This window comes from Streptomyces sp. NPDC002446, assembly GCF_053595675.1.
On the sequence record NZ_JBSFYC010000021.1, the window covers coordinates 36642 to 58733 of the forward strand.

Genomic DNA, 22092 nt, shown 5'->3' on the forward strand with positions numbered 1-22092 from the left:
GCATGGCGCGCGGCCGGTCGCCCGGCGGGCCGATTACGGTGTGCGGGTGCCGATAAACCAGAACGTGTTCTCATCCGTCGCGGCCTGGCGGCGCCGGGCCGTGTCGCGTGCCGTCCATCGCGGTGCGCGCTGGGTGAGGGAGGCCGCGGCCGTCACGGCCGAGCGGCCGGGCCCGTACCGCTTCCGCCGGATCGGTGCCGGCACCCGCCTGGCCTTTCCGCAGGGCACGGTCTTCGGGGATCCCTGGATCGAGATCGGCGAGTACTGCATCATCGCCCAGGACGTGACGCTGACCGCCGGGATGATGCCGGACCTCGATCTCGGCCCGGAGCCGATCCTCACGCTGGGGAACGGGGTGGTGCTGGGCCGCGGCAGCCATGTGATCGCCGATGTCCGGCTGACGATCGGCGATGACTGCTTCTTCGGCCCCGGTGTCTATGTCACCACCACCAACCACAGCTATGACGACCCCGAGGTGCCGGTCGGCAAGCAGTGGCCGCGCACCGACCCGGTCGCCATCGGCTCCGGCAGCTGGATCGGGACCGGAGCGGTGATCCTGCCCGGTGCGCGGCTGGGCCGGAACGTGGTGGTGGCGGCCGGCGCGGTCGTCCGTGGTGAGGTCCCCGATCATGCGGTGGTCGCCGGCGCGCCCGCCAAGGTCGTCCGCAGCTGGGACGCGCAGCGGGGCTGGCAGCCGCCGCTGCGTACGCCCGCGCCGGTGCCGATCCCCGAGGGCGTCACGCCGGAGCAGCTGCTCGCGGTCGGGGAGTGGGAGCAGACGGCGGGGGCGGGGGAGGCGTACGGGGCTTCCTGAGGCGCCGTCGGCCCCGGGCTCGACGGTGTCCGCCGCCAGCCCGGGGCCAGCTGTGTCCGCCGTCGGCCCTGGGCGCGGCCGTGTCCGGGTCAGCCGCCGGAGGCGAGCAGGAGCGAGCCGACGACCGCGAGGGAGGCGCCTGCGGCCTGGATGGCTCGCATCCGCTCCTTGAGGACGCCGAGCGCGGCGAGCGCGGTGACGACGGGGTAGAGGGAGGCGAGCACCGCGGCCATGGTCACCGGGCCGTGCTGGGCGGCGATGGCGTAGGTGCCGTTGGCGGCGACATCGGCTATACCGACGAAGCCGAGCATCGGCAGCGAGCCGCGCAGGCTCGCGAACCCGCCCTCGGGCAGCGCCGGGGTGCCGCGCCGCACCGACGCGTACAGCGCGGCGCCGCCGACGGCGATATTGCACACCCGCTGGACGAACAGCGCGAGGAACAGCCCGGTCACGGTCGTGGACGCCTCCGCGATCAGCGCCATCACCGCGCCGAAACCGAGCGCCGACACCAGCGTGAGCACGATCGTCTGACGGGCCACCGACGCGCCGCTGATCCGGGGGCCGCCGGCCAGCAGGACGCCGACCACGGCCACGACCATGCCGGCGGCCTGCAGCAGGCCCGGCCGCTCGCCCGCCACGATGCCGACGCCGAGGGGGACCAGTACGGTGCCGAGCGCGGCGAGCGGGGAGACCACGCCCATCGGGCCGAGCGCCAGGGCGCGGTAGAAGCAGAGCATCGCGGCGGGCCCGACGACCCCCGCGCCGACCGCGAACCACAGCTGCGGTCCGGCCTCCCGCCAGCCTCCGGTGGCCACCACGACGGCGCCCAGTACCAGGGCGGCCAGGGTCTGCGAGACGACCACCACGGTCAGCGCCTGGAATCGTCGGGTGAGCAGTCCGCCGCCGAAGTCGGCGAGCCCCCACAGAAGGCTGGTGGCCAGGGCGAAGACCGCTGTCATGGTGAAACCTCGCAGTACAGTGAACCGGACGCTGAAGTACACCACACCGTAGTGCAACAAATTGAACTGCGGTATTGAATATATTGGCCTACGACGTGGACGGACCGTGACGGATCTCGACCAGCTCACGCAGTCGCTCGCCCGCAACCTCAAGCACTGGCGCGCCGAGCGCGGCCTCACCCTCGACGCGCTGGCAGCCCGCGCCGGGGTCAGCCGCGGCATGATCATCCAGATCGAGCAGGCCCGTACGAACCCGAGCGTGGGGACCACCGTCAAGATCGCCGACGCGCTCGGCGTCAGCATCACCACGCTCCTCGACTACGAGCAGGGCCCGCAGGTGCGCATCGTGCCGCAGCGCGAGGCCGTCCGGCTGTGGTCCACCGAGGCCGGCAGCTACACCATGCTCCTCGTGGGCGCCGAGGCCCCGGGGCCGTACGAGCTGTGGGACTGGCGGCTGATGCCCGGCGACGGCAGCTCCTCCGATCCGCATCCGCCCGGCACCGTCGAGCTGATCCACGTCCGGGCCGGCACGCTGACGCTGGTCGTGGACGACGTGGAGCACGAGGTGCCGGCCGGTGCCTCGGCGTCCTTCGAGGCCAAGGTCGCGCACGGCTACCGCAATGACGGCGGTGAACCGGTCGAGATGACCATGTCGGTGATCATCCCGCCCGCCCGCTGAGACGGCCCGCCGGGGCGCCGGCCGGGGCTGTTAGCTTGGCCGGCATGACCGTGCCGATGGATGCCTTCGACGAAGTCCGGCCCGCCGCCGAGTGCCTGGACCTGCTGACCGGGCCGGTGGCCGCCGCGATCCGCGCCTGGAGCGGATCCGTACCGGTCCAGGAGCTGCGCTATGTCGACACCGACCCGGCCATCGCGGACACCGCGCCCCTCGTCGAGCGCTACGGCCGCTGGCTTCTGGAGCAGTCGGCGAACTGCGTGGTGGTGGCGGGAAAGCGCGGCGGCGAGAGCACCCTGGCCGCCTGTGTGGTCCTCTCGCACACCCGTGTCGACGTCAACGGCGTGGTGCGTCGTCAACTCGGCGCCCGCAAGGCGTCGTTCGCATCCATGGACAAGGCGGTCGGCGACAGCGGGATGGAGTACGGCGGCATCACCCCGATCGGACTGCCCGCCGACTGGCCGCTGTTCGTGGACGCCGCCGTCGCCGACACCCCGTACGCGCTGATCGGCAGCGGCAGCCGCCGCGGCAAACTCATCGTTCCCGGCAAGGCGCTGGCCGAACTCCCCGGAGCCACCGTCCTGGAGGGGCTGGGCGTCGCCTAGCGGCCGTCCGATGGGTTAGGGCCTGTCCGATGGGTCAGGGTCGGACAGGCCCTAGGCCGGGACCTACGGCGCGGATGCGCGCGACCGCAGGTCCAGGGAGAGCGGTGTGGAGTGTTCGGCGAAGCCCAGGCTGCGATACAGGGGCTCGGCGCCGTCGGTGGCATGCAGATCGACCCGGGTGACGCCCCGCCCGGCGAACCAGTCGAGCAGCGCCTCGGTCGTGGCGCGCGCATAGCCGCGGTGGCGGTAGCGGGGGTCCGTGCAGACGTTGAAGACGAAGCCGAAGCGGCCCGAGGGGTGGCCCGGCGCCGGCAGCCGTTCCTCGACCGTCCCGACCGCGCACGCCGCCAGATGCGGCGCGCCCGGCCCGTCGCCCGCCACCACGAACGCACCCAGCCGCGGATCCGGCCCGGTCAGCAGCCGGCGCGCCATCGCCTCCGCGTCCCGCTCCCAACTCCCGGGCGCATCCTGCCCGTTCATCGCGGCGAACATCAGCCGGCGCAGCCGGACGAGCTCGGCGGCGTCCCCGGGAGCAGCGGCACGTATCGTGATCACGCAGGGACGCTAACGCACCCGCCGCTCAGCCCAAACGGGGTATCTCAATCGCCGGACAGCGGTCCATCACCATGTCGAGTCCCGCATCGCGCACCCGGTTCCAGGCCCCCTCGTCGACCACCCCCAGCTGGAACCACACGGCCCTCGCGCCGACGGCGACGGCCTCGTCGGCGACACCGGCCGCCAGCTCGCTGTTGACGAAGACATCGACCACATCGACCGGGAAGGGGATCGCGTCGAGCGAGGGGTAGCCCGGCTCGCCGTGCACCGTCTCGGCCTTCGGGTGCACCGGCACGATCCGCTTGCCGTAGCGCTGCAGCACCTCGGCGACGCCGTGTGCGGCACGCCGTTCGTTGCCGGACAGGCCCACGACGGCCCAGGTGTCGCCGTGCTCTGTGAGGATCCTGCGGATCGTTCGGGGATCGCCGTACACGCACTGCCTCCTGCGAAGGGAAGGGTCCTGTGCGGATCAACGGCCGGTGCCGTCGGAAGATTCCCGTACGGCCGGCGGAGGCAGCGGGAGGCGGAGGGACCCGCCTGCGGCCGCGGGAGGGCCCCGTACCGCGGGTGCTCCGGGAGCCGCGGACGGCAGACGCCCCGCCCGAAGGGGAAGACGGGCGGGGCGGGTTCGGTGCGCCGGGGCTCAGTTCGCGCCGCGCGCCACTCCGCTGCCGGCCAGACCGGCCCCGACGACGGTGCTGCCGTTGGCGGCGCGGGCCGGCTTGCCGATCGCGGGGCCGCCGCCCACCGGCTCGGCCCCGCCGGCCCCGGTGCCCGGGCGCAGCGGCCCGGCCGGGTCCTGGGCCCCCTCCGGCGTCTCTCCTGCCTCGGCCAGTGCCGCGCGCAGCTCCTCGGTGTCCACCAGCATGCTCACCGGGCCGGTGGGGTTCAGGTACAGGGCGTGCCCCGGCGGCAGCTGCTCGACGAGCTCGCCCACCGGGCGACGGTCGTACAGCAGGCGGCCCACGGATTCGAGGTAGCTCTCCGAGGTGTAGACGGGGATCACCGGGGTGCCCTCGGGCGAGGCGGCGGCCAGCGGTGTGCCGGTCGCGGTGACCAGGACGGCGACCTCCGCGTGCGCCAGCGCCTCGGAGACCTCGCGCCCCGGACCGTAGCCGGTCGCGGCCAGCTGCAGCGCGTGGTCGACCGGGTCGGTCGGCTCCGGCCAGTCCAGCATCTGGGGTGACGGGCGGTACTCCGGGTTGTCCCGCCACTCCTCGATCTCACCCGTCGCACCCGACCGCCACTGCCCGATCAGCGCCCAGAGCGGCGGCTGGCCCTCGCCCTGCCAGGTCAGATCCACCATGGCCAGCCAGTGGTCGGGCGCGTTGCGTGCCGCCTCGATGACCTCCGGCGGGGGCTCGGGCATCTCCTCGCCCGTCACGGGAACGCCCGCCGTCATCGCCGACTGTGTGCTCTCTTCCATGCAGCCCTCCGCCAACCCGCCGTTGTCTTGCGTCTACGAGCGGGGCCCCGGAAACACGAGGCTCTCGCACTGGCCTCACAGTGCCCACGGGCGGCGCGGACGTCTCCCCGACGCACCGTGCGGACGGTGCGGGTACGCCGCCTGGCCGTGCGCACTGCGCCCGGACGGCGCACACCCGTGCCCGTACGGCGGACACCCCAGCGCGGCGCGGGGCGCCGCCGACGGCCGGTGCCGCGTTGTCGGTGGGGCCGCATAGGCTGGTGCGATGCAGGAGCAGTACCGCACGCTCGCGCGCGAGGGTGTCCACGAGATCGAGATCAGCAAGTCCCGCTTCCTCTGCGCGCTCGCGCCCGTCGCGACCGAGGAGGAGGCGCAGGCCTTCATCGCGCGCATCCGCAAGGAGCATCCGACCGCCCGCCACCACTGCTTCGCCTATGTCCTCGGCGCGGACGGCGGCGTGCAGAAGGCCAGCGACGACGGGGAGCCGGGCGGCACCGCGGGCGTGCCGATGCTGCAGATGCTGGTGCGCCGCGAGGTGCGCTATGTCGTCGCCGTCGTCACCCGCTACTTCGGCGGCGTCAAGCTCGGGGCCGGCGGCCTGATCCGCGCCTACGGCGGAGTCGTCGGCGAGGCGCTGGACGTGCTGGGCACGGTCACCCGGCAGCGCTTCCGGCTGGTGACCGTCACCGTCGACCACCAACGGGCAGGACGGGTCGAGAACGACCTGCGGACGACGGGGCGGGCGGTGCGCGAGGTGACGTACGGGGCTGAGGTGCGCATCGAGGTCGGGCTTCCGGAGGCCGATCTGGACGGCTTTCGCGCCTGGCTCGCGGACACGACGGCCGGCACGGCGCGGCTGGAGCTCGGCGGCGAGGCGTACGGGGAACTGTGACCGGCCCTGACCAGGGCCCGGTCTGAGAAGTCCGGTTCGGGCCGGTGCGTCGGTGCACCGGCCGTGCCAGCCTGTGGCGCGCGACGACAGGCCGCGGTCCGCCGCGCGGGCCGGCACGAGAAGGGGCTGCCCATGCCGGAACTCCTCGACGGACGCGTGGGATTCGTCCGCCGGATCGGCCTGTTCCAGGCCACCGCCCTCAACATGAGCCAGATGTGCGGCATCGGGCCCTTCGTGACCATCCCGCTGATGGTCGCCGCGTTCGGCGGACCGCAGGCGGTGACCGGGTTCCTCGCGGGCGCGGTGCTGGCGCTCGCGGACGGGCTGGTCTGGGCCGAGCTGGGCGCTTCGCTGCCCGGCGCGGGCGGCAGTTATGTCTATCTGCGGCAGGCGTTCCAGTACCGCACCGGCAAGCTGATGCCGTTTCTGTTCGTGTGGACGGCCATGCTGTTCATCCCGCTGGGGATGTCCACCGGCGTGATCGGCTTTGTGCAGTACCTCGGCTATCTGTGGCCGGGCATGAGCCGGGGGCAGGGCGACCTCGTCGGCCTCGCCGTCACGGTGGGCGTCATCGCGCTGCTGTGGCGGCGGGTGGAGAACATCGCCAGGCTCACCGTCGTCCTGTGGACGGTGATGATCGCCTCCGTCGTCCTGGTCATCGTCGCCGCCTTCACCCACTTCAGCCCGGAGCGCGCCTTCACCTACCCCGCGCACGCCTTCGAGCTGACGGCCGGTCACTTCTGGGCCGGCTTCGCGGCCGGCCTGACGATCGGCATCTACGACTACCTCGGCTACAACACCGTGGCGTACATGGGCGCCGAGATCAGACAGCCCGGCCGCACCATCCCGCGCGCCGTCATCACGGCGATCCTCGGCATCATGACGATCTACCTGCTGCTGCAGATCGGCACCCTGGGCGTCATCGACTGGCGGGACATGCTCGACCCGCACTCCACGGCGTCCTCGTCCGTCGCCTCGGCGGTACTGGAGCGGGCCTGGGGCAGGGGCGCGGCCGACGCCGTCACCGTGCTCATCCTCGTCACCGCCGTCACCTCCGTCCTCACCGGACTCCTCGGCGGCTCCCGGGTGCCCTACGACGCCGCCCGCGACCGGGTCTTCTTCCGCCCCTACGGCACGCTCCACCCGCGCCACCGCTTCCCCGTACTGGGCCTGCTCACCATGGGCGCCGTGATGGCCGCGGGCTTCCTCGTCGGGCGGCACACCGACCTGGCCACCATCATCCAGCTGCTGACCACCGTCATGGTGATCGTGCAGTCGCTGGCCCAGGTCGCCGCGGTCACCGTGCTGCGCCGCCGCCAGCCGGGGCTGCGCCGCCCCTACCGGATGTGGCTCTATCCGCTGCCGAGCGCCGTGGCGCTGGTCGGCTGGCTGGTGATCTACGGCTACGCGGACGAGAACTCACCCGGCAGACACCCCATCGAATGGTCGCTGGCCTGGGTCGCGGCAGGTGTCGTGGCGTTCCTCCTGTGGGCCCGCCACGAGAAGGAGTGGCCGTTCGGGCCGAAGCGGATCACCGAGGAGTATCTGCACGGCCCGGATCCGGACGCCCGGCGGGAGGCCGGCGCCGGGCGGGCCGCTGCGGGAAGTGAGGGCGCGGTCGGGGCGGCCGGCTGAGCCGACGCTCCGGTGACGGCGCGTCAGTGGAGCGCGCCGCCGGCGACGGCGGTGCTCCGCGCCGTGTGCGGGGCGCGGCGCACTTCTCTTGAACCGGGAAATAATGACAGAAGGGTATCGATCGGGCGATACGGTACATATCCCGGCGACAGGGAGTGAAGAGCGGACATGGCAGCGGACAGGGCCGGCGGCCCGGCGGACGGCCTCACCGCACGGCAGGTGGCGTTCGACGCCGCGGACGCCGCCGTGCTGCTGCTCGACGCTCACGGGAGGATCGAGAGCTGGCCCGAGGCGGCCGAACGGCTGCTCGGGCACTCCGCCGCCGACACCGTCGGCCGCCCCGCCGCCGAGCTGCTCGCCCCCGACGACGCGGCGCGGCTGCCCGCGCGGGCCGCGCAGTGCCGCACCCGGGGCGCCTGGTCCGGGCTGGTCTCGGCACGGCACGGCGACGGCCACCACACCGCCCTCCAGGTCCAGGCGGTCCCGGTCACCGACGCCACCGGGCGCGGGCACTGGCTGGTCCTGGCGGCCGACGCGCCCCCCGCCCACGGCTGGGAGCTCAGCCGCCCGGTCCTGGAGCGGATCGTGACGACCTCGCCCGTCGGCATGGCCATCGTGGGCACCGACCTGCGGTACGTCTGGTCCAATCCGGCGCTGGAGCAGTTCGGCGGCGCGCCCGCCGGCAAGCGCATCGGGCGGCGGCTGGGCGAGATCCAGCCCGGTCTGGACGCCGAGGCCATCGAGGCGCAGATGCGGCGCGTACTGCGCAGCGGCACCCCTGTGACCGGCTACGAGCACACCGGCCGGGTGCGCTCCGACCCTCACCACGAGCGCGCCCAGACCATGTCGTTCGTCCGCCTGGACGACCCGGAGGGGCGGCCCCTGGGCCTGTGCTACACGGTCATCGACGTCACCGAGCGCTACCGCTCACAGCGGCAGATGGACCTGCTGGACCGGGCCGGCGAGTACATCGGCCGCACCCTGGACGTGCTGCAGACCGCACAGGACCTCGCGGACGTGGCGGTGCCGGAGCTGGCCGACCTCGTCGCCGTCGACCTGCTGGACTCGGTGGTCAGGGGCGAGGAGCCGCTGCCCGGACCGCTCAGCGACGCGGACATGGTGCCGCTGCGCCGGGGCGGTCTGCGGTCGCTGGGCGACCAGGTGCCCGGCGCCGTGCCCGAGACCGGCGGTCTGGTCAGCTACCACGCCTGGTCCCCGCCCGTGCGCTGTCTGGCCGGCGGCGGATCGTGGCGGGCGGAGCGGCTGGACCCGCTCGCTCCGCACTGGGCGGCCGAGATCCCCCACGGGCACTCCGCCCACCTCCTGGAGCCGGGGCTGCACACCTCGATGGTGGTGCCGATCCGGGCGCGCGGCATCACCATGGGCGTCGCCTCGTTCTTCCGCAGCCAGGGCGACGAGCCCTTCACCGAGGACGATCTGCGGCTGGCCGAGGAGTTCGTCGCACGGGCGGCGGTGTGCATGGACAACGCCCGCCGCTACACCCGGGAGCGCCAGGCGGCGCTCGCCCTCCAGCGCAGCCTGCTGCCGCAGAGCTCCCCCGAGCAGGACGCGGTACGCGTGGCCTCCGCCTACCGCCCGGCGAACGAACTGGGCGACGTCGGCGGCGACTGGTTCGACGTCATCACGCTCTCCGGAGCCCGAGTGGCACTGGTGGTGGGCGATGTGACGGGCCATGGCATCGACGCCGTCGCCACCATGGGCCGGCTGCGGACCGCCGTACAGACCCTCGCCGCCCTCGACCTGCGCCCCGAGGAGCTGCTGGCCCACCTCGACGACGTGGTCGGCCGGGTGGTGCGGGAGGAGAAGGACACCCGGCCGGGCCCCGGAACCCGCGGCAGCAGCTGTCTGTACGCCGTCTACGACCCGATCGGCCGCACCTGCACCATGGCCAGCGCCGGCCACCCCGCACCCGCCGTGGTCACCCCCGACCGCACCGTCACCTTCGCCGAACTGCCCGTGGGCCCGCGGCTGGGCGTCGGTGGACTGCCCTTCGAATCCGTCGAGCTGGACGTGGCCGAGGGCAGCGTGCTCGCGCTGTACACCGACGGACTGCTGTCCGGTGCCGCGGCCGCCCCCGGCGCGCACCACGGCAGGCAGCGGCTGCAACACGCCCTCGCAGCACCGAATCTGACGCTCGATCAGCTCTGCTCCCATGTCATCGACGGGCTGGTCTCCACACAGCCGCAGGACGATGCGGCGCTGCTGCTGGCCGAGACCTGCGCCCTCGACGCGGACCGGTGCGCCGTCTGGGACCTGCCCGCCGACCCCGCGATCGTGGCCCGGGCCCGCGCCGACGCCGCCGGGCAGCTGGCGCGCTGGGGCCTGACGGAGCTCGCCTTCACCACGGAACTGGTGGTCAGCGAGCTGGTCACCAACGCCATCCGGCACGCGACCGGACCGGTCCAGCTGCGGCTGATCCTGGGGCAGGCGCTGATCTGCGAGGTGTCCGACGGGAGCAGCACCTCGCCGTATCTGCGCCACCCCCGTACGACCGACGAGGGCGGCCGCGGGCTCTTCCTGATCTCCCAGTTCACCGGGCGCTGGGGGACCCGCTACACCACGACGGGCAAGGTCATCTGGACGGAACAGCCCCGCACCGCGCAGGCGACCTGAGGAGGGGCACCGGCAGGACAGCGCCGCGCACCCCTGGGCCGGTCCGCCGGGCCAGGGTCGGACAGGCCTCCTAGCCCGCCTAGCCCGCCCTCGTCTGCCGCCGGTAGCCGCCCGGGGCCAGGCCGTACTCCCGCTTGAAGGCCTTGGCGAAGGCGAACTCCGAGCCGTATCCGGTGCGGGCGGCGACCGTCGTCAGGGGGGCGTCGGACTCGCGCAGCAGGCGGGCGGCGGTCGTCATGCGCCAGCGGGTCAGATAGGCCATCGGCGGTTCGCCCACGAGTGAGGTGAACCGCCGGGCGAAGGCGGCGCGGGACAGCCCGGCCCGCTCGGCCAGCGTCTCGACCGTCCAGGCGTCCGAGGGGGCGTCGTGGATCGCCGACAGGGCGGGCGCCACCGCCGGGTCGCCCAGGGCCGCGGCCCAGCCCTGGGCGGTGGCCGCGGGCTGATCGTCCAGCCAGGCCCGCAGGATGTACAGGAGCAGCGAGTCGATCAGCGCGGGCACGATGCCGTCCGAGCCGATCCGCGGGTTCTCCAGTTCGGAGCCGAGGAGCTGGACGGCGGCGCTCAGCTCCGGATGGCGGCCGTGCCGCGTCGGCAGGTGGATCACCTCGGGCAGCTGGCGCACCAGCGGGTGCGGGCGGCCCTGGTCCAGGTGGTAGTTGCCGCACAGCAGGCTGGTCTCGGGGCCCGTCCCGCCGAGCGTGACCGAGCCGATCGGCGAACCCTCCTGGAACTGCTCGGCCCGGGGCTCCTCGGCCGGGGTGGCGGGGTGGTCGGCGAGGATGTGGCCCCGCCCGTCGCGCAGGAACACCACATCCCCGGGGCTCAGCGGGACCGGCTCCACGTGGGGCGATGTGTCATCGAGGGGGACCAGCCAGCAGGTCCCGTACAGCACCACATGGAACCCGGCGCCCGCGACCGGCGGCAGCCGCAGGCCCCAGGGAGCGCGGCCGTTGGTCCGTACGGACGCCGGGTGCCCGGTGCGCATCGAGGCCAGTGCCTCGGTGAGGATGTCCATCCGGCCTCGCCCTCCCTGGTGCGGCCCGTCGTGGTCAGACCGTCAGGACAATCTTGCCCTGTACATGTCCCGAGGCGACCCGCTCATGTGCCCTGCCGGCCTGCGCCAGCGGGAAGGTCGCCTCGACGTACGGGCGGACCAGGCCCGCGTCGACCAGCTCGGTGAGCGCTTCGAGCGCCGCGTAGTCCGGCTCGACCGAGACACCGGCGAAGCGCCGCCCGGCCGCCTCGACGCGCGCGGCGAGCTCCGGGTCGCCGTGTTCCAGGATGCTGACCAGTACGCCGCCGGGGCGCAGTACGCCGAGCGAGAGATCGCCCTGGGCCGTGGAGTCGAGGACCACATCGGCGTCCTTGACGGCGTCGGTGAAGTCGGTAGTCCGGTAGTCGATGATCTCGTCGGCGCCGAGGCCGCGTACGAAGTCGTGCCGGGCCGCGCTGGCGACGGCGATCACATGGGCGCCGCGCGCCTTCGCGATCTGCACCGCGAAGTGCCCGACACCGCCCGCCGCCCGCTGGACCAGCACCCGGTCGCCCTCCTTGACGCCGGCCGCCTGCACCAGGCCCTGCCAGGCCGTGAGCGCCGCGAGGGGCATGGCGGCGGCGTGCACATGGTCGAGCGAGGCGGGCTTGCGGGCCACCTGGCGGGACGGCACGGCCACGTACTCCGCGTACCCGGTGGCGGCGCGCGGGAAGAACGGCATCCCGTACACCTCGTCGCCCACCGCGAACCGGGCGCCGGGCCCGGCTTCCTCGACCACCCCGGAGATGTCCCAGCCCACACCGAACGGCGGCTCGCCGAGCAGGGGGAAGGCGCCGGACCGGACGGCCACGTCCACCGGGTTGACCGCACTGGCGTGGACCTTGACCAACACCTCGCCGGACAGCGGCTTCGGCCGTTCGGTCTCCACGACCTCGAGGACCTCGGGGCCGCCGAAGGACTTCTGGATCACTGCGCGCACGGTAACTCTCCCTGGAGTTCGGCCGGTTGGTGCCCGGCCCTGCTTCCTTGCTGATGTCCTCAACCCTAGGGAGATCGAACGAGCCGCAGAATGGCCTTCCGTCTCGGTTACATGTCCCAGCGTCTCGATGACGGGCACGCTCGGCCATACGTCCCGTCGGGCCCCTTGCACCGCCCCAGCCGCGGCCACGGGCCCGCCGGAAGCGGGCGAGGCCGTCGGACAGGTCGACGACCGGGTCCGGGTAGTCGTACCCGGCGCGTTCGCGCGGCCCGAGCTTCCAGGGGTCGTGGACGGCGCGGCCGTCGAGGCCGGCGAGCTCGGGCACCCAGCGGCGGACATAGACCCCTTCGGGGTCGTACCGCTTGGCCTGGGCCACCGGGTTGACCCTCCTGCCACGCCGCGATCTCGTCCGCGGCCGACTCCTCGGACCGCCAGTGGTCGTGCCGGGTGCGGTAGTCGACGGTGGAGGCGTCGGGGCGGGCGGCGCGGTTGGGTACGGCGAAGCCCGTGGCGGCGATGCCGTCGTCGTACACGAACAGCGGCACCACCTCGTCCGAGGCGTCGAGCGCCGCGCGCAGCGGCGGATGGTCGTGCAGCCGCAGATCGGCGGTGAACAGGACGACCGAGACCTTCATCGCGCCGCTCCCGGCCCGCTCCGCTGGGCGGCGGCTCGGGCCACATTGCGCGCCATGCCGCCGAAGACGATGGCGTGGAACGGTGAAACACCCCACCAGTAGGCATGCCCCAGCAGCCCCCGCGGATGGAACAGCGCCCGCTGGCGGTAGCGGCTGCCGCCGTTCCCGTCCGCCTCGGCGTACATCTCCAGCCAGGCCAGTCCCGGCAGCCGCAGCTCCGCGCGCAGCCGCAGCAGACGGCCCGGCTCGATCTCCTCCACCCGCCAGAAGTCGAGCGAGTCGCCCACCCTGAGCCGCTCGGCGTCACGGCGGCCGCGACGCAGCCCGACCCCGCCCACCAGCCGGTCGAGCCAGCCGCGCACCGCCCAGGCGAGCGGGAAGGAGTACCACCCGTGCGCACCGCCGATGCCCTCGATCACCCGCCACAACGCCTCACGGGACGCCTCGACGGGCAGCTCCCGCTGGTCGGTGTAGAGGCTGCCGCCGGCCCAGTCCGGGTCGGTGGGCAGCGGGTCGCTCGGCGCACCGGGTACCGACGCCGAGGACCACCGGGTGGCGACCTGGGCCTCCTGGATCCGCCGCAGCGCCAAGGAGACCGCGGCGGAGAAGCCCAGCGGAGCCCCCGGCGGGGAGGGCACCCGGGCCGTGATGTCGTCCTCGTGGCAGACCACTTCATGCCGCAGCGATTCCACCAGCGGGCGGGCGATCGCCGGCGGCACCGGGGTGACCAGCCCCACCCAGTAGCTGGAGAGCCGGGGGGTGAGCACCGGCACCGGCAGGATCACCCGGGGCGGGAGCCCGGCGACCGCCGCGTACCGGCGCATCATCTCCCGGTAGGTCAGGACGTCCGGACCCCCGATGTCGAACGCGCGGTTCACCTCCCGCGGCATCCGCGCGCTCCCCACGAGAGCCCGCAGTACATCCCGTACAGCGATCGGCTGGATACGGGTGTGCACCCATCGGGGGGTCACCATCACCGGGAGGCGCTCGGTCAGGTACCGCAGCATCTCGAACGAGGCCGAACCGGAACCGATGATGACCGCGGCGCGCAGCACCGTGGTGGGCACGCCCGACGCCAGCAGGATCCGGGCGACCTCGGCGCGCGACCGCAGGTGCGGCGAGAGCCGCTCCTCGGGAACCCCCGCCGGGGTGAGCGCGCCCAGGAACACCACGCGCCGGACGCCCGCGGCACGCGCCTGCTCGCCGAAGATCCGGGCGGCCCGCCGGTCGGTCTCCTCGAAGCCGCGCCCGGTGCCCAGCGCGTGCACCAGGTAGTACGCGACGTCGATCCCGCGCATGGCCTCGCCCACCGAAGCGGGGTCGCCGACGTCTCCCCGGACGACTTCGACGCCGCCCGCCCAGGGATGGTCGCGCAGCTTGGCGGGCGAACGGGCCAGGCAGCGCACCCGGTGCCCGTCGGCCAGCAGCTCCGGGACCAGGCGCCCGCCGATGTACCCTGACGCGCCGGTCACCAGGCAGCTCAGACCGTGCCCCGCATCCCTGCCCATGGCAGCCTCCGTCCGTCACCGAGCCGGTCCCCGGGGCGTGCGCGCAGGGCAGGTCTCCGCCCGCGCTCGAATGCGGCGGCAGTATCCCGTCAGGACGGCGCACTTGCCAGCGGTATGAGCGAGGAGCGCCCGAGAATACCTCGTTCAGGTGGCGACCTGACGGACCGCCAACTCCCTTGACAGTGCCGCCATTAGGCTCCGCCGGGTCGTCTTACGATCTTCTCTTCGGATGGTTTGAGGGTGTAGATGGTCCAGAAGGAAGCACCGAACAGAGCGCCGGCTGCTGCGGTATTCGGGTGGCTGATACCGGTGGCGGGCACTGTTGCGGCCGCTGTGCTGGCCGTGTGTCTGGCTTCGGACCCGGCACGTTCCGCGGCCGTCTGGATCGGTGCGACGGCCGTCGTGGCGGTGGCCGGCACCGCGGTCGCGGCAGCGCGTCGGAGCCGGCTGGTCGACGCGCTGCAGGAAACGACCGCGGCGCAGACCCGGGTGATGGCGCGGCAGCAGGACCTGACCGTGTGGCTCGCCGACGAGCTGCTGCCCGAGATGCTGCAGCGGCTGCGTCAGGACGAGGGCCCGGAGGAGGTCCTCAACGCCTTCACCTCGCGCTGGGCGCAGTCGTACGCGGGGCTGCCTCCCGATTTCCAGGCAGCGCACCGGTCCTTGCTGCGCACGGTGTTCGACGCGGTGGACGCGGAGGAAGGGCTGCGGGATTCCGCGCAGCGGTCGCTGGTGAACCTCGCCCGGCGGGTGCAGGCCATCGTGCACCGGCAGGCGTCGGAGCTGCGCGAGATGGAGGACCGGCACGGGCGGCAGCCGGAAGTGTTCGGCGATCTGCTGCGGCTCGACCACGGTACGGCGCTGATCGGCCGGCTCGCCGACTCCATCGCCGTCCTCGGCGGCGAGCGGCCCGGCCGCCAGTGGAGCAGGCCGGTGGCGCTCTACAGCGTCCTGCGCGGTGCGATGTCCCGGATCGTCGGCTACGAACGGGTCGAGCTCAGTCCGACGATGGACATCGCCGTCGTGGGCCCTGCCGTCGAGCCCCTCATCCACGCGGTGGCCGAACTGCTGGACAACGCGATCCGCTACTCACCTCCGAACACCCGCGTCCATCTGACGGCGACCGAGGTGAACTCCGGTATCGCGGTCGAGGTCGAGGACGCCGGCCTGGGCATGGGGGAACCGGCCCGCCGGCGCGCCGAGCATGTGCTCGCCAAGGCACAGCAGGGCATCGACCTGAGCGACCTGGGCGAGTCCCCGCGGCTCGGCCTCAACGTGGTGGGCAGGCTCTCGCAGGCCTACGGCTTCCAGGTGTCGCTCCGCTCCTCGGCCTACGGCGGGGTGCGGGCCATCCTCGTCGTCCCCCAGCAGTTGATCACCACGGTGGCCGAGGCGTCCGGTGTCGCCCATGGCATCGGTACCTTCTCCGGCCCCCGGGTGGCCAAGACACAGCGAACGGTGCCCTCGCAGTTCGACACGGCACCGTTCACGGAACCGCACGACGAGATGCCGACGGCGGTCGGGCGTACGGCCAACGGCCTGCCGCAGCGACGCCGCAAGAGCCGGCTGACGGCGCCGCAGCCGCCGACCGGAAGCGCGCGCCGAACCGAGCCCGACCCGCAAAGCCCCCCGGGGGAATGGCTGGTGGCGTTCAAAGGCCTGAGGGGTGACGGCGAAGGCAGGGGCGAGACTCCCGGCCCGTCGAAGGGAGAACAGTGATTCAGCAGCGGCCCAACATGGACTGGATGCTCAAGGATCTCGCCGAGAGCGTGCCGCAGACCCGGTATGTCGTCGTGCTGTCCGCGGACGGGTTGCTCATGGGCCGGCACGGCGGGGCGACGGACACGGCCGAGCGGCTGGCCGCCGCCTGCTCCGGGCTGCAGAGCCTGGCCCGTGCGGTGGGGGCCGAACTCCCGCACGACGCAGGCAGGATGAAGCTGGTGGTCATCGAGATGGACGGCGGGTTCTTCTATCTGATGGCGGCCGGCGCGGGGGCCTACCTCGCGGTTCTGGCGGACGAGGGCGTGGACGCGGGTCTGATGGGACAGAGCATGCGGGATCTCGTCATCCGCATCGGCGACCACATCACCAGTCCGCCGCGCAACGACAGGCAGGTCAGGTGAACGGCCCGGGACATGATCCGACGGATGAGAGCCCGGAGCGTCTCTACGTCATCACCGGTGGGCGCTCATCGTCCGCCTCCGAGCTCGACCTGGTCACGTTGATCGTGGCCAGGTCCGGCCCCGCGCCCGGTATGCAGCCCGAGCACGCCGCGATCGTGAAACTGTGCCAGTCCCCTCTCTCGGTGGCCGAGATATCCGCCTACACCGGCCTGCCGGTGAGCGTCGTCACCGTACTGATCAGCGACCTCCTGGCCGAGCAGCTGGTGCTCACCCGTGCACCGGTGCCGGCTGCCGAGCTCCCCTCCCGTGCACTTATCGAGGCAGTGATCGATGGACTTCAAAAACTCTGAGCAGCTGGTGGAGCCGCTCAGCGAGGACAGGCTGCCGGATAGCGCCACCGCTGCGGTCAAGATCGTCGTGGTGGGTGGCTTCGGCGTCGGCAAGACGACCCTGGTCGGCTCGGTGAGTGAGATCCGGCCGCTCACCACCGAGGAGACCATGACCCAGGCCGGGGTGGGCGTCGACGATCGCGCGGGCGTGGAACGCAAGACGGCGACCACGGTCGCGATGGACTTCGGCCGGATCAGCATCAGCGACGAACTGGTGCTGTACCTCTTCGGTACACCGGGCCAGGAGCGGTTCTGGTTCCTGTGGCGCGGGCTCTTCGAAGGCGCCCTGGGCGCGGTGGTGCTGGTCGACACCCGCCGACTGGAGGTCAGCTTCGATGTGATGGGCCGCCTTGAGGAGAGCGGTGTCCCCTTCGTCGTCGCGGTCAACGCCTTCCCGGGCGCGCCGGTCTACTCCCTGGACGAGCTCCGTGGTGCTCTCGACATCCCCGCGGCCGTCCCCCTCCTCTCCTGTGACGCCCGGCTGCGCGATTCCAGCCGGGACGTCCTGATGACCCTGATGCGCTATCTGCATTCCCTCGCCGTTACGGAGGCATCATGAGCACGCCTGATCTGCCGCCGCCCGGGTGCCCGGCCCACGCCGTCCACCCGGGCGACCCGCACCGCCTCTACGGCCCGGAGGCGCAACGCGACCCCATGGCCCTGTACGAGAAGCTGCGCGCGGAACACGGAGTGGTGGCGCCCGTGCTGGTGCCGGGCGATCTGCCGGCCTGGCTGGTCCTGGGCCACCACGAGAACCTGGAGGTCGCCCGCACGCCCAGCCGGTTCGCCCGCGACCCCCGCACCTGGCACGCCCAGCAGGAGGGGAAGATCCCCCCGGACCATCCGCTGGGACCGATGGTCACCTGGTGGCCGGTGGTGAACTTCACCGACGGCGCGGTCCAGGAGCGGCTCCGGGGTGCCGTGCTGGAGTCGCTGCAGCGTTTCGACCGGCGCGGAATACGGCGTTATGTGAAGCGCTTCGCCAACCAGCTGATCGACGAGTTCTCGGCGGCCGGCCGGGCCGACCTGGTGGAGGACTTCGCCAGCCAGCTGCCGATGCTGGTGATGACCCAGCTCATCGGAGCGCCGGAGGAGCACGGCCCGCTCCTCGTCGAGGCCGTCCGCGACATGCTCAAGGCCACGGAGAGCACCGCGACCAGCGACAAGTACGTCACCACCACGCTGTACCAGCTCGTGGAGAGCAAGAAGACCGCCCCCGGCTACGACCTGACCTCCTGGCTGCTGGAGCACGGCGCGGAGCTGACGGACCATGAGGTCCTGGCGCACGTCCGGGTGATCCTGGTGGCCGCCTATGAGACCACGGCCAATCTCATCGCGAACACCCTGCGGATGGTGCTCACCGACCCCCGCTTTCGCGCGAACCTCTCCGGTGGCCATATGACGCTGCCGGACGCCCTGGAACAGGTGCTGTGGGACCAGCCTCCGATCAACACGGTCCTGGGACGCTGGGCGACGGCCGACTGCGTGCTGGGCGGACAGCGGATCCAACGCGGTGACATGCTGCTGCTGTCCCTCGCGGCGGGGAACGTCGACCCGGAGATCCGCCCGGACCTGTCCGAGCCCGTCCACGGCAACCGCTCGCATCTGTCCTTCAGCGCCGGACCGCATGAGTGCCCCGGTCAGGACATCGGCCGTGCCATCGCCGACACCGGCATCGACGTGCTGTTGACCCGTCTGCCCGACATCGAGCTCACCGTTGACGAGTCCGAGCTGCGGTACCGCGGCACGCTGATGGCCCAGCATCTGGAGGAGCTCCCCGTGAGGTTCACGGCGAAGCGCGCCGAGGGCTCCACCGCCGGGCAGCCCGCCGACGGCCCGGAGCCGTCCCCCACACCGCTCCTGACCGCACCGGCTCCGGTCGCGCGCCGGCGGTGGCGCTGGCTGGACCGCCTGCTCGGCCGCCGCTGACCGCCGCGAACGCGTCGGCCGCACTCCTGCGGCCGGGTTCCCGGTGGAAGGCGTGGGCCTCGGTCATGGCGTTCGTATGCGTCGCCGGCGGTCGTGTGTGCGTTGTGCCACCGGGGTTCCGGCTTGGGCGTGGCGGGCGGTGCGCAGCGACCACCCCAGGTCGCCCGCCACGAATGCCTTGAGGGCGTCGACGTAGGCGTCGACGCCCTCGCGCGTGGCGCCGGTGGCGGGGAGCCGATCGGTGAGGGACGCGAAGGTGTGCAGTCGTCGGGAGACCAGTTCGTTGACGTGGTCGACGGCGGTCTGGAGGTCGTATCCGAAAGCGTGCTGGGCGATGACCAAGCTGTTGGCGAGTTCGCCTTCGTAGGCGATCTCCTGGTGGTAGGACAGGATGTCGTTGCGCAGCAGCACGCTGTCGATGACCGCTTCGGCGATGCCCCGCATGTGCTCCGTGTCCAGGAGTGCGGCGGGCACGGCGTCGCCTCCGGCGTAGCGGGCCAGCGTGACGAAGAACGCTCCGCCGCCCGTCCTGCGGCGAATTTCGAGGTACTCGATCGGGTCGGGGACCCGTTGGCGTTTGGCGTTCGCCAGTTCCCAGGTCCAGCTGTTCACCATGTCGAGCGTGGCTTGGTAGAACTGGTCGCGCAGCGGCTGGGCAAGGGCTCGGGCACTGCGGGGGAAGAGGTCCGCCAGTCCTCGTTCCACACAGTTCCGGGGGCGGAAATCCCTGGTCGGAGTCGCGAACAGGGAAGTGACGCGGTCGATCCAGCACTGCGCGCCGTCGGGGTCGTCGCCGTGCTTGAAGGTCTTGGCGATGAGGTCGTCGAAGTGGAATCCCCACACGTACCAGTCCGTGATGAGGTCGAGCTCGTCCCTCGATGCCTGGGGGTGGGCCATGGCGGTGAACAGGGGGAAGTCGATTGCGTCGTAGCGGGACTCGCTCCAGGCCGGCGCTGTCCCCGGCGCGAGTCCTCCGGTGAACAGCCCCATCCGTCGCGCCCATGCCCTTGCGTGCTCTGCCGTCGCCTGCAGGTGGGGGTTGATCCGCTCGGGATACGGCATGAAGAACTCGGGCACCGTGAACGCGCCGAAGGCCGTGGGCCCCAGAGGACGGCCGGACGGGCGCTGGACGCTCGGGGCAGGTACGGGCGATGGGTGCCGTCCACGCCATCGGGTGTCGGCGGCCAGGAACACGCGCAGTCCGTCGGCGTAGCCATGGAAGCCCGCACAGCCTCGCCGCGACCCGTCGGTGCCGTGCGGAGCGCGCGGTGGCGTCGCGGCGAGGTGGGCGAAGTGCCGCAGGCGGGAGTCGAGTACGCGAGTGAGGAGCTCGGCATGGCGGGGGGAGGGGCGGTGCGGCGGTGCGCTGTGGCTCAATGCCTGGCGCAGTCCCAGCACGTCGGCGAACGCCTCGGTCAGCGACTTGGCCGGCGCCTCACAAGCCGGGCACGAGGCAACGTCGATCCCCAGGGCGTGTTCGACCAGATGGGCGGCCACTTCGCCGCCGCCGGCCGATCGCTGTCGCCGCAGGTACTCGATCGGGTCGGCGCATTCCCCCGTCGCGGCCTCACGGTAGTGCAGAACCAGGGCCCGCGACCGGTTCGCCAGAGCCTCTGCGAAACGATCCGCCCAGGCGGCCGATCGGGAAGCGACGGTGCGTGGCCACAGCTCGGCGATGCCACGGCGCAGGGGATCGCTCGTTTCCGCCGGGTCGAAGGAGGCGCGCGTCGCTGAGGCCGCTGTGAGAGTAACCAGCCAGGCTACGGCGTCCCCCGCCTCGGCGGATTCGGCACCGGACGCGATCCGCCGACGGACCTCTCGGTCCACGTGCCAGGACCAGGTGTACCAGCCCTCCAGCAGATCGAGTTCGTCCGGGGAAGCGGCGGGATGGACGTCCCGCGCCGGTGGGACGAGGTCCGCCGGCGGCGCGGCAGGACCGATCCCGGCGCACGGGGGAGAGGCGACCTTCTGGGGCGGGTGGTGCGGGACGTAGGGGGCCACGGTTGTCTCCTCCGGCGGGCCGACACCGCGTACGCGGCATCCGAGCAGCGGGCGGCGGGGCGCTCGTGCATCGGTGTGAGAACGGAGATCAGTGGGCGGAAGGTTCCGGCCCGCTCCGGTCGGGTCGTCTCGCGTTCCGTGGTCGCTGCCTCCACGGCGACGGATCCCGAACGGCGCGAGCTGCGCGAGCTGCGCGAATGACCATCAATGTCACCAGAGCCATCCGTACGTGCGCAACGGCGCGTGGTGGCGAGGCGAGATCCGCCCGGGCCAGCTGCCTGACGGCATGTCACCAAGTGCCCTGCACGCGCCGTGTCCTGCGCCCTACCCGGCCGGCACCGAAGGGCCGGCAGAACGGGGGAAGTTGCCACCCGATGCGGGGTGGCCATGTGCGGTGACCATGCTCAGCCGCCTCCGACCCGGAAGAGCAGTAGCCGGGTCTCCACGGCGCGGTCGCGCCAGATGCGGAAGAGAGTGCCGTGGGCGAGGGCGCTGTCCCGCAGCCGCTCCCGCGACCAGGGGCCCTGGGCTCCGCCTTGCTCTATGCGGTGCAGCTCGGAGGTGTTCCACGCCATCGACTGCAGCCAGAACTCGCTGACGCCTTCGGTGACGTCCTCGTCCTGCTCCAGCTCGAAGCCCGCTTCCTTCGCGGCGTTGACGTACTCGCTGAGGGTGCCCAGTCGGGTCTTGTAGTAGCCGTTGATCCAGTCGACCCATTCCGGACGGCAGATGAAGTGCTCCTGGATGCCGAACCAGCCGCCGGGCCGTAACGCCTTGGCCACCACCTGGAAGAGCCGCTCGCGGTCCATGTAGCCGGAGCTCTCGTTGGCGTACGCGGCGTCGTACGTCCGCTCCTCGGCCAGGTCGTGGATGTCGCCCAGGCGCGGGGTGACGCGGTCGGCGACGCCCGCCTGGCGCGCGAAGCCCTCGATCACGGGTATGTGGTCGGCGGCGACGGTGACCGCGGTGACCTGCGCACCATGCTCCTGCGCCCAGTAGAGCGAACCGCCTCCCAGGCCGCACCCGATGTCGAGCAGGTGGCCCGGAGGTGTGCCGACGACCCCCCACGTGCGGGCCGCGTGGTCGAGGATCGACTCCTGTGCCTCGGCGATCCGGCGTTTGAGGACCTGCTGGGAGACGGTCGTGTTGAGCTTGACGGCCGGATCGAACAGGCCGACGTGGAAGTGAACTCGCGGTCCCGGCCCGTATTTGTGGAGTATGTCCGCCGTCTTGCGTCTGTAGTACAGGAGGACGTCGTTGTGGTCGGACGCTTGGCCATCCGCGGGTGGCTGGATGGTGGGGTCACCGTTCATCGGTTCTCCGGAAGGTGCTGTG

The 22092-nt window shown here is 72.4% G+C and carries 20 protein-coding genes and 2 pseudogenes; 11 read left to right on the forward strand and 11 right to left on the reverse strand.

Features of this window, described 5'->3' with window-relative positions:
- Positions 1–64: 64 nt before the first annotated feature.
- On the forward strand, positions 65–814 hold the full coding sequence (locus ACWD6P_RS14605) for an acyltransferase (RefSeq protein WP_451444435.1): 750 nt from the start codon (positions 65–67) through the stop codon (positions 812–814).
- Between the two features lie 89 nt (positions 815–903).
- Here ACWD6P_RS14605 and ACWD6P_RS14610 read toward each other — a convergent pair whose 3' ends face one another.
- The gene (locus ACWD6P_RS14610; RefSeq protein WP_451444436.1) at positions 904–1773 is read right to left on the reverse strand and encodes an EamA family transporter; all 870 of its coding nucleotides are present in this window, start codon (positions 1771–1773) and stop codon (positions 904–906) included.
- A 106-nt stretch (positions 1774–1879) separates the two neighbouring features.
- Between ACWD6P_RS14610 and ACWD6P_RS14615 the strand changes: the two genes are divergently transcribed.
- Both ACWD6P_RS14615 and ACWD6P_RS14620 read left to right on the forward strand, forming a co-directional pair.
- Positions 1880–2452, forward strand: a complete 573-nt coding sequence (locus tag ACWD6P_RS14615; protein ID WP_451444437.1) for an XRE family transcriptional regulator — start codon at positions 1880–1882, stop codon at positions 2450–2452.
- 44 nt (positions 2453–2496) lie between these two features.
- Positions 2497–3054, forward strand: a complete 558-nt coding sequence (locus tag ACWD6P_RS14620) for a YbaK/EbsC family protein (RefSeq protein ID WP_451444438.1) — start codon at positions 2497–2499, stop codon at positions 3052–3054.
- A gap of 63 nt (positions 3055–3117) precedes the next feature.
- Here ACWD6P_RS14620 and ACWD6P_RS14625 read toward each other — a convergent pair whose 3' ends face one another.
- The 3 genes from ACWD6P_RS14625 to ACWD6P_RS14635 form a co-directional block, all read right to left on the reverse strand.
- Complete coding sequence (locus ACWD6P_RS14625; RefSeq protein WP_451444439.1) at positions 3118–3609, reverse strand: GNAT family N-acetyltransferase; 492 nt, start codon at positions 3607–3609, stop codon at positions 3118–3120.
- Positions 3610–3634: 25 nt separating this feature from the next.
- Complete coding sequence (locus ACWD6P_RS14630) at positions 3635–4042, reverse strand: CoA-binding protein (RefSeq protein WP_451444440.1); 408 nt, start codon at positions 4040–4042, stop codon at positions 3635–3637.
- A gap of 210 nt (positions 4043–4252) precedes the next feature.
- Entirely contained in the window at positions 4253–5035 is a 783-nt protein-coding gene (locus tag ACWD6P_RS14635; RefSeq protein WP_451444441.1) for a type VII secretion system-associated protein, read from the reverse strand.
- Between the two features lie 265 nt (positions 5036–5300).
- Here ACWD6P_RS14635 and ACWD6P_RS14640 point away from each other — a divergent pair, with 265 nt between their 5' ends.
- The 3 genes from ACWD6P_RS14640 (at position 5301) to ACWD6P_RS14650 (ending at position 10196) form a co-directional block, all read left to right on the forward strand.
- Complete coding sequence (locus ACWD6P_RS14640; protein ID WP_451444442.1) at positions 5301–5927, forward strand: YigZ family protein; 627 nt, start codon at positions 5301–5303, stop codon at positions 5925–5927.
- A 132-nt stretch (positions 5928–6059) separates the two neighbouring features.
- Complete coding sequence (locus ACWD6P_RS14645) at positions 6060–7562, forward strand: APC family permease (RefSeq protein ID WP_451444443.1); 1503 nt, start codon at positions 6060–6062, stop codon at positions 7560–7562.
- Between the two features lie 168 nt (positions 7563–7730).
- The gene (locus tag ACWD6P_RS14650; RefSeq protein ID WP_451444444.1) at positions 7731–10196 is read left to right on the forward strand and encodes a SpoIIE family protein phosphatase; all 2466 of its coding nucleotides are present in this window, start codon (positions 7731–7733) and stop codon (positions 10194–10196) included.
- Between the two features lie 79 nt (positions 10197–10275).
- Here the strand turns inward: ACWD6P_RS14650 and ACWD6P_RS14655 are convergent, their stop codons facing one another.
- The 5 genes and pseudogenes from ACWD6P_RS14655 to ACWD6P_RS14675 form a co-directional block, all read right to left on the reverse strand.
- Positions 10276–11214 (reverse strand): AraC family transcriptional regulator, encoded by a 939-nt coding sequence (locus tag ACWD6P_RS14655; protein ID WP_451444445.1) that lies wholly within the window; start codon positions 11212–11214, stop codon positions 10276–10278.
- Between the two features lie 34 nt (positions 11215–11248).
- On the reverse strand, positions 11249–12172 hold the full coding sequence (locus ACWD6P_RS14660; RefSeq protein ID WP_451444446.1) for an NADP-dependent oxidoreductase: 924 nt from the start codon (positions 12170–12172) through the stop codon (positions 11249–11251).
- A gap of 181 nt (positions 12173–12353) precedes the next feature.
- Positions 12354–12581 (reverse strand): annotated as a pseudogene (locus ACWD6P_RS14665) (FAD-binding domain-containing protein); the annotation flags it as partial.
- A 160-nt stretch (positions 12582–12741) separates the two neighbouring features.
- Positions 12742–12807: pseudogene (locus ACWD6P_RS14670) on the reverse strand (hypothetical protein); the annotation flags it as partial.
- Positions 12804–14315 (reverse strand): SDR family oxidoreductase, encoded by a 1512-nt coding sequence (locus tag ACWD6P_RS14675; RefSeq protein ID WP_451444447.1) that lies wholly within the window; start codon positions 14313–14315, stop codon positions 12804–12806. The pseudogene ACWD6P_RS14670 and the gene ACWD6P_RS14675, both read right to left, overlap by 4 nt.
- Positions 14316–14561: 246 nt before the next feature.
- Between ACWD6P_RS14675 and ACWD6P_RS14680 the strand changes: the two genes are divergently transcribed.
- From ACWD6P_RS14680 to ACWD6P_RS14700, 5 genes are read left to right on the forward strand one after another with little or no spacing between them, the layout of a single operon-like run.
- Entirely contained in the window at positions 14562–16034 is a 1473-nt protein-coding gene (locus tag ACWD6P_RS14680; RefSeq protein WP_451444448.1) for a sensor histidine kinase, read from the forward strand.
- A gap of 17 nt (positions 16035–16051) precedes the next feature.
- Positions 16052–16438: a roadblock/LC7 domain-containing protein gene (locus tag ACWD6P_RS14685; protein WP_451444497.1), complete on the forward strand. Its 387-nt coding sequence runs from the start codon at positions 16052–16054 to the stop codon at positions 16436–16438.
- Positions 16435–16788, forward strand: a complete 354-nt coding sequence (locus ACWD6P_RS14690) for a DUF742 domain-containing protein (RefSeq protein ID WP_451444449.1) — start codon at positions 16435–16437, stop codon at positions 16786–16788. Before ACWD6P_RS14685 ends, ACWD6P_RS14690 begins: the two co-directional genes overlap by 4 nt.
- A complete protein-coding gene (locus ACWD6P_RS14695) occupies positions 16769–17386 on the forward strand; it encodes a GTP-binding protein (RefSeq protein WP_451444450.1) in 618 nt (205 codons plus the stop codon). The genes ACWD6P_RS14690 and ACWD6P_RS14695 overlap by 20 nt, the downstream gene beginning before the upstream one ends.
- Positions 17383–18756, forward strand: coding sequence for a cytochrome P450 (locus ACWD6P_RS14700; protein WP_451444451.1), 1374 nt, complete (start codon positions 17383–17385; stop codon positions 18754–18756). The genes ACWD6P_RS14695 and ACWD6P_RS14700 overlap by 4 nt, the downstream gene beginning before the upstream one ends.
- Before the next feature lie 63 nt (positions 18757–18819).
- On the opposite strand, the gene ACWD6P_RS14705 is transcribed toward ACWD6P_RS14700, so the two are convergent.
- Both ACWD6P_RS14705 and ACWD6P_RS14710 read right to left on the reverse strand, forming a co-directional pair.
- Entirely contained in the window at positions 18820–20757 is a 1938-nt protein-coding gene (locus ACWD6P_RS14705) for a terpene synthase family protein (protein WP_451444452.1), read from the reverse strand.
- A 404-nt stretch (positions 20758–21161) separates the two neighbouring features.
- Positions 21162–22070 (reverse strand): SAM-dependent methyltransferase, encoded by a 909-nt coding sequence (locus ACWD6P_RS14710; protein ID WP_451444453.1) that lies wholly within the window; start codon positions 22068–22070, stop codon positions 21162–21164.
- Positions 22071–22092: the final 22 nt, after the last annotated feature.

What these genes read in the sequence shown, in the direction of transcription:
- ACWD6P_RS14710 (WP_451444453.1), bottom strand. Translation starts at nt 22,070, where the DNA reads ATGAACGGTGACCCCACCATCCAGCCACCCGCGGATGGCCAAGCGTCC.
- ACWD6P_RS14610 (WP_451444436.1), bottom strand. Translation starts at nt 1,773, where the DNA reads ATGACAGCGGTCTTCGCCCTGGCCACCAGCCTTCTGTGGGGGCTCGCC.
- ACWD6P_RS14620 (WP_451444438.1), top strand. Translation starts at nt 2,497, where the DNA reads ATGACCGTGCCGATGGATGCCTTCGACGAAGTCCGGCCCGCCGCCGAG.
- ACWD6P_RS14675 (WP_451444447.1), bottom strand. Translation starts at nt 14,315, where the DNA reads ATGGGCAGGGATGCGGGGCACGGTCTGAGCTGCCTGGTGACCGGCGCG.
- ACWD6P_RS14635 (WP_451444441.1), bottom strand. Translation starts at nt 5,035, where the DNA reads ATGGAAGAGAGCACACAGTCGGCGATGACGGCGGGCGTTCCCGTGACG.
- ACWD6P_RS14650 (WP_451444444.1), top strand. Translation starts at nt 7,731, where the DNA reads ATGGCAGCGGACAGGGCCGGCGGCCCGGCGGACGGCCTCACCGCACGG.
- ACWD6P_RS14695 (WP_451444450.1), top strand. Translation starts at nt 16,769, where the DNA reads ATGGACTTCAAAAACTCTGAGCAGCTGGTGGAGCCGCTCAGCGAGGAC.
- ACWD6P_RS14645 (WP_451444443.1), top strand. Translation starts at nt 6,060, where the DNA reads ATGCCGGAACTCCTCGACGGACGCGTGGGATTCGTCCGCCGGATCGGC.
- ACWD6P_RS14685 (WP_451444497.1), top strand. Translation starts at nt 16,052, where the DNA reads ATGGACTGGATGCTCAAGGATCTCGCCGAGAGCGTGCCGCAGACCCGG.
- ACWD6P_RS14655 (WP_451444445.1), bottom strand. Translation starts at nt 11,214, where the DNA reads ATGGACATCCTCACCGAGGCACTGGCCTCGATGCGCACCGGGCACCCG.
- ACWD6P_RS14640 (WP_451444442.1), top strand. Translation starts at nt 5,301, where the DNA reads ATGCAGGAGCAGTACCGCACGCTCGCGCGCGAGGGTGTCCACGAGATC.
- ACWD6P_RS14680 (WP_451444448.1), top strand. Translation starts at nt 14,562, where the DNA reads ATGGTCCAGAAGGAAGCACCGAACAGAGCGCCGGCTGCTGCGGTATTC.
- ACWD6P_RS14700 (WP_451444451.1), top strand. Translation starts at nt 17,383, where the DNA reads ATGAGCACGCCTGATCTGCCGCCGCCCGGGTGCCCGGCCCACGCCGTC.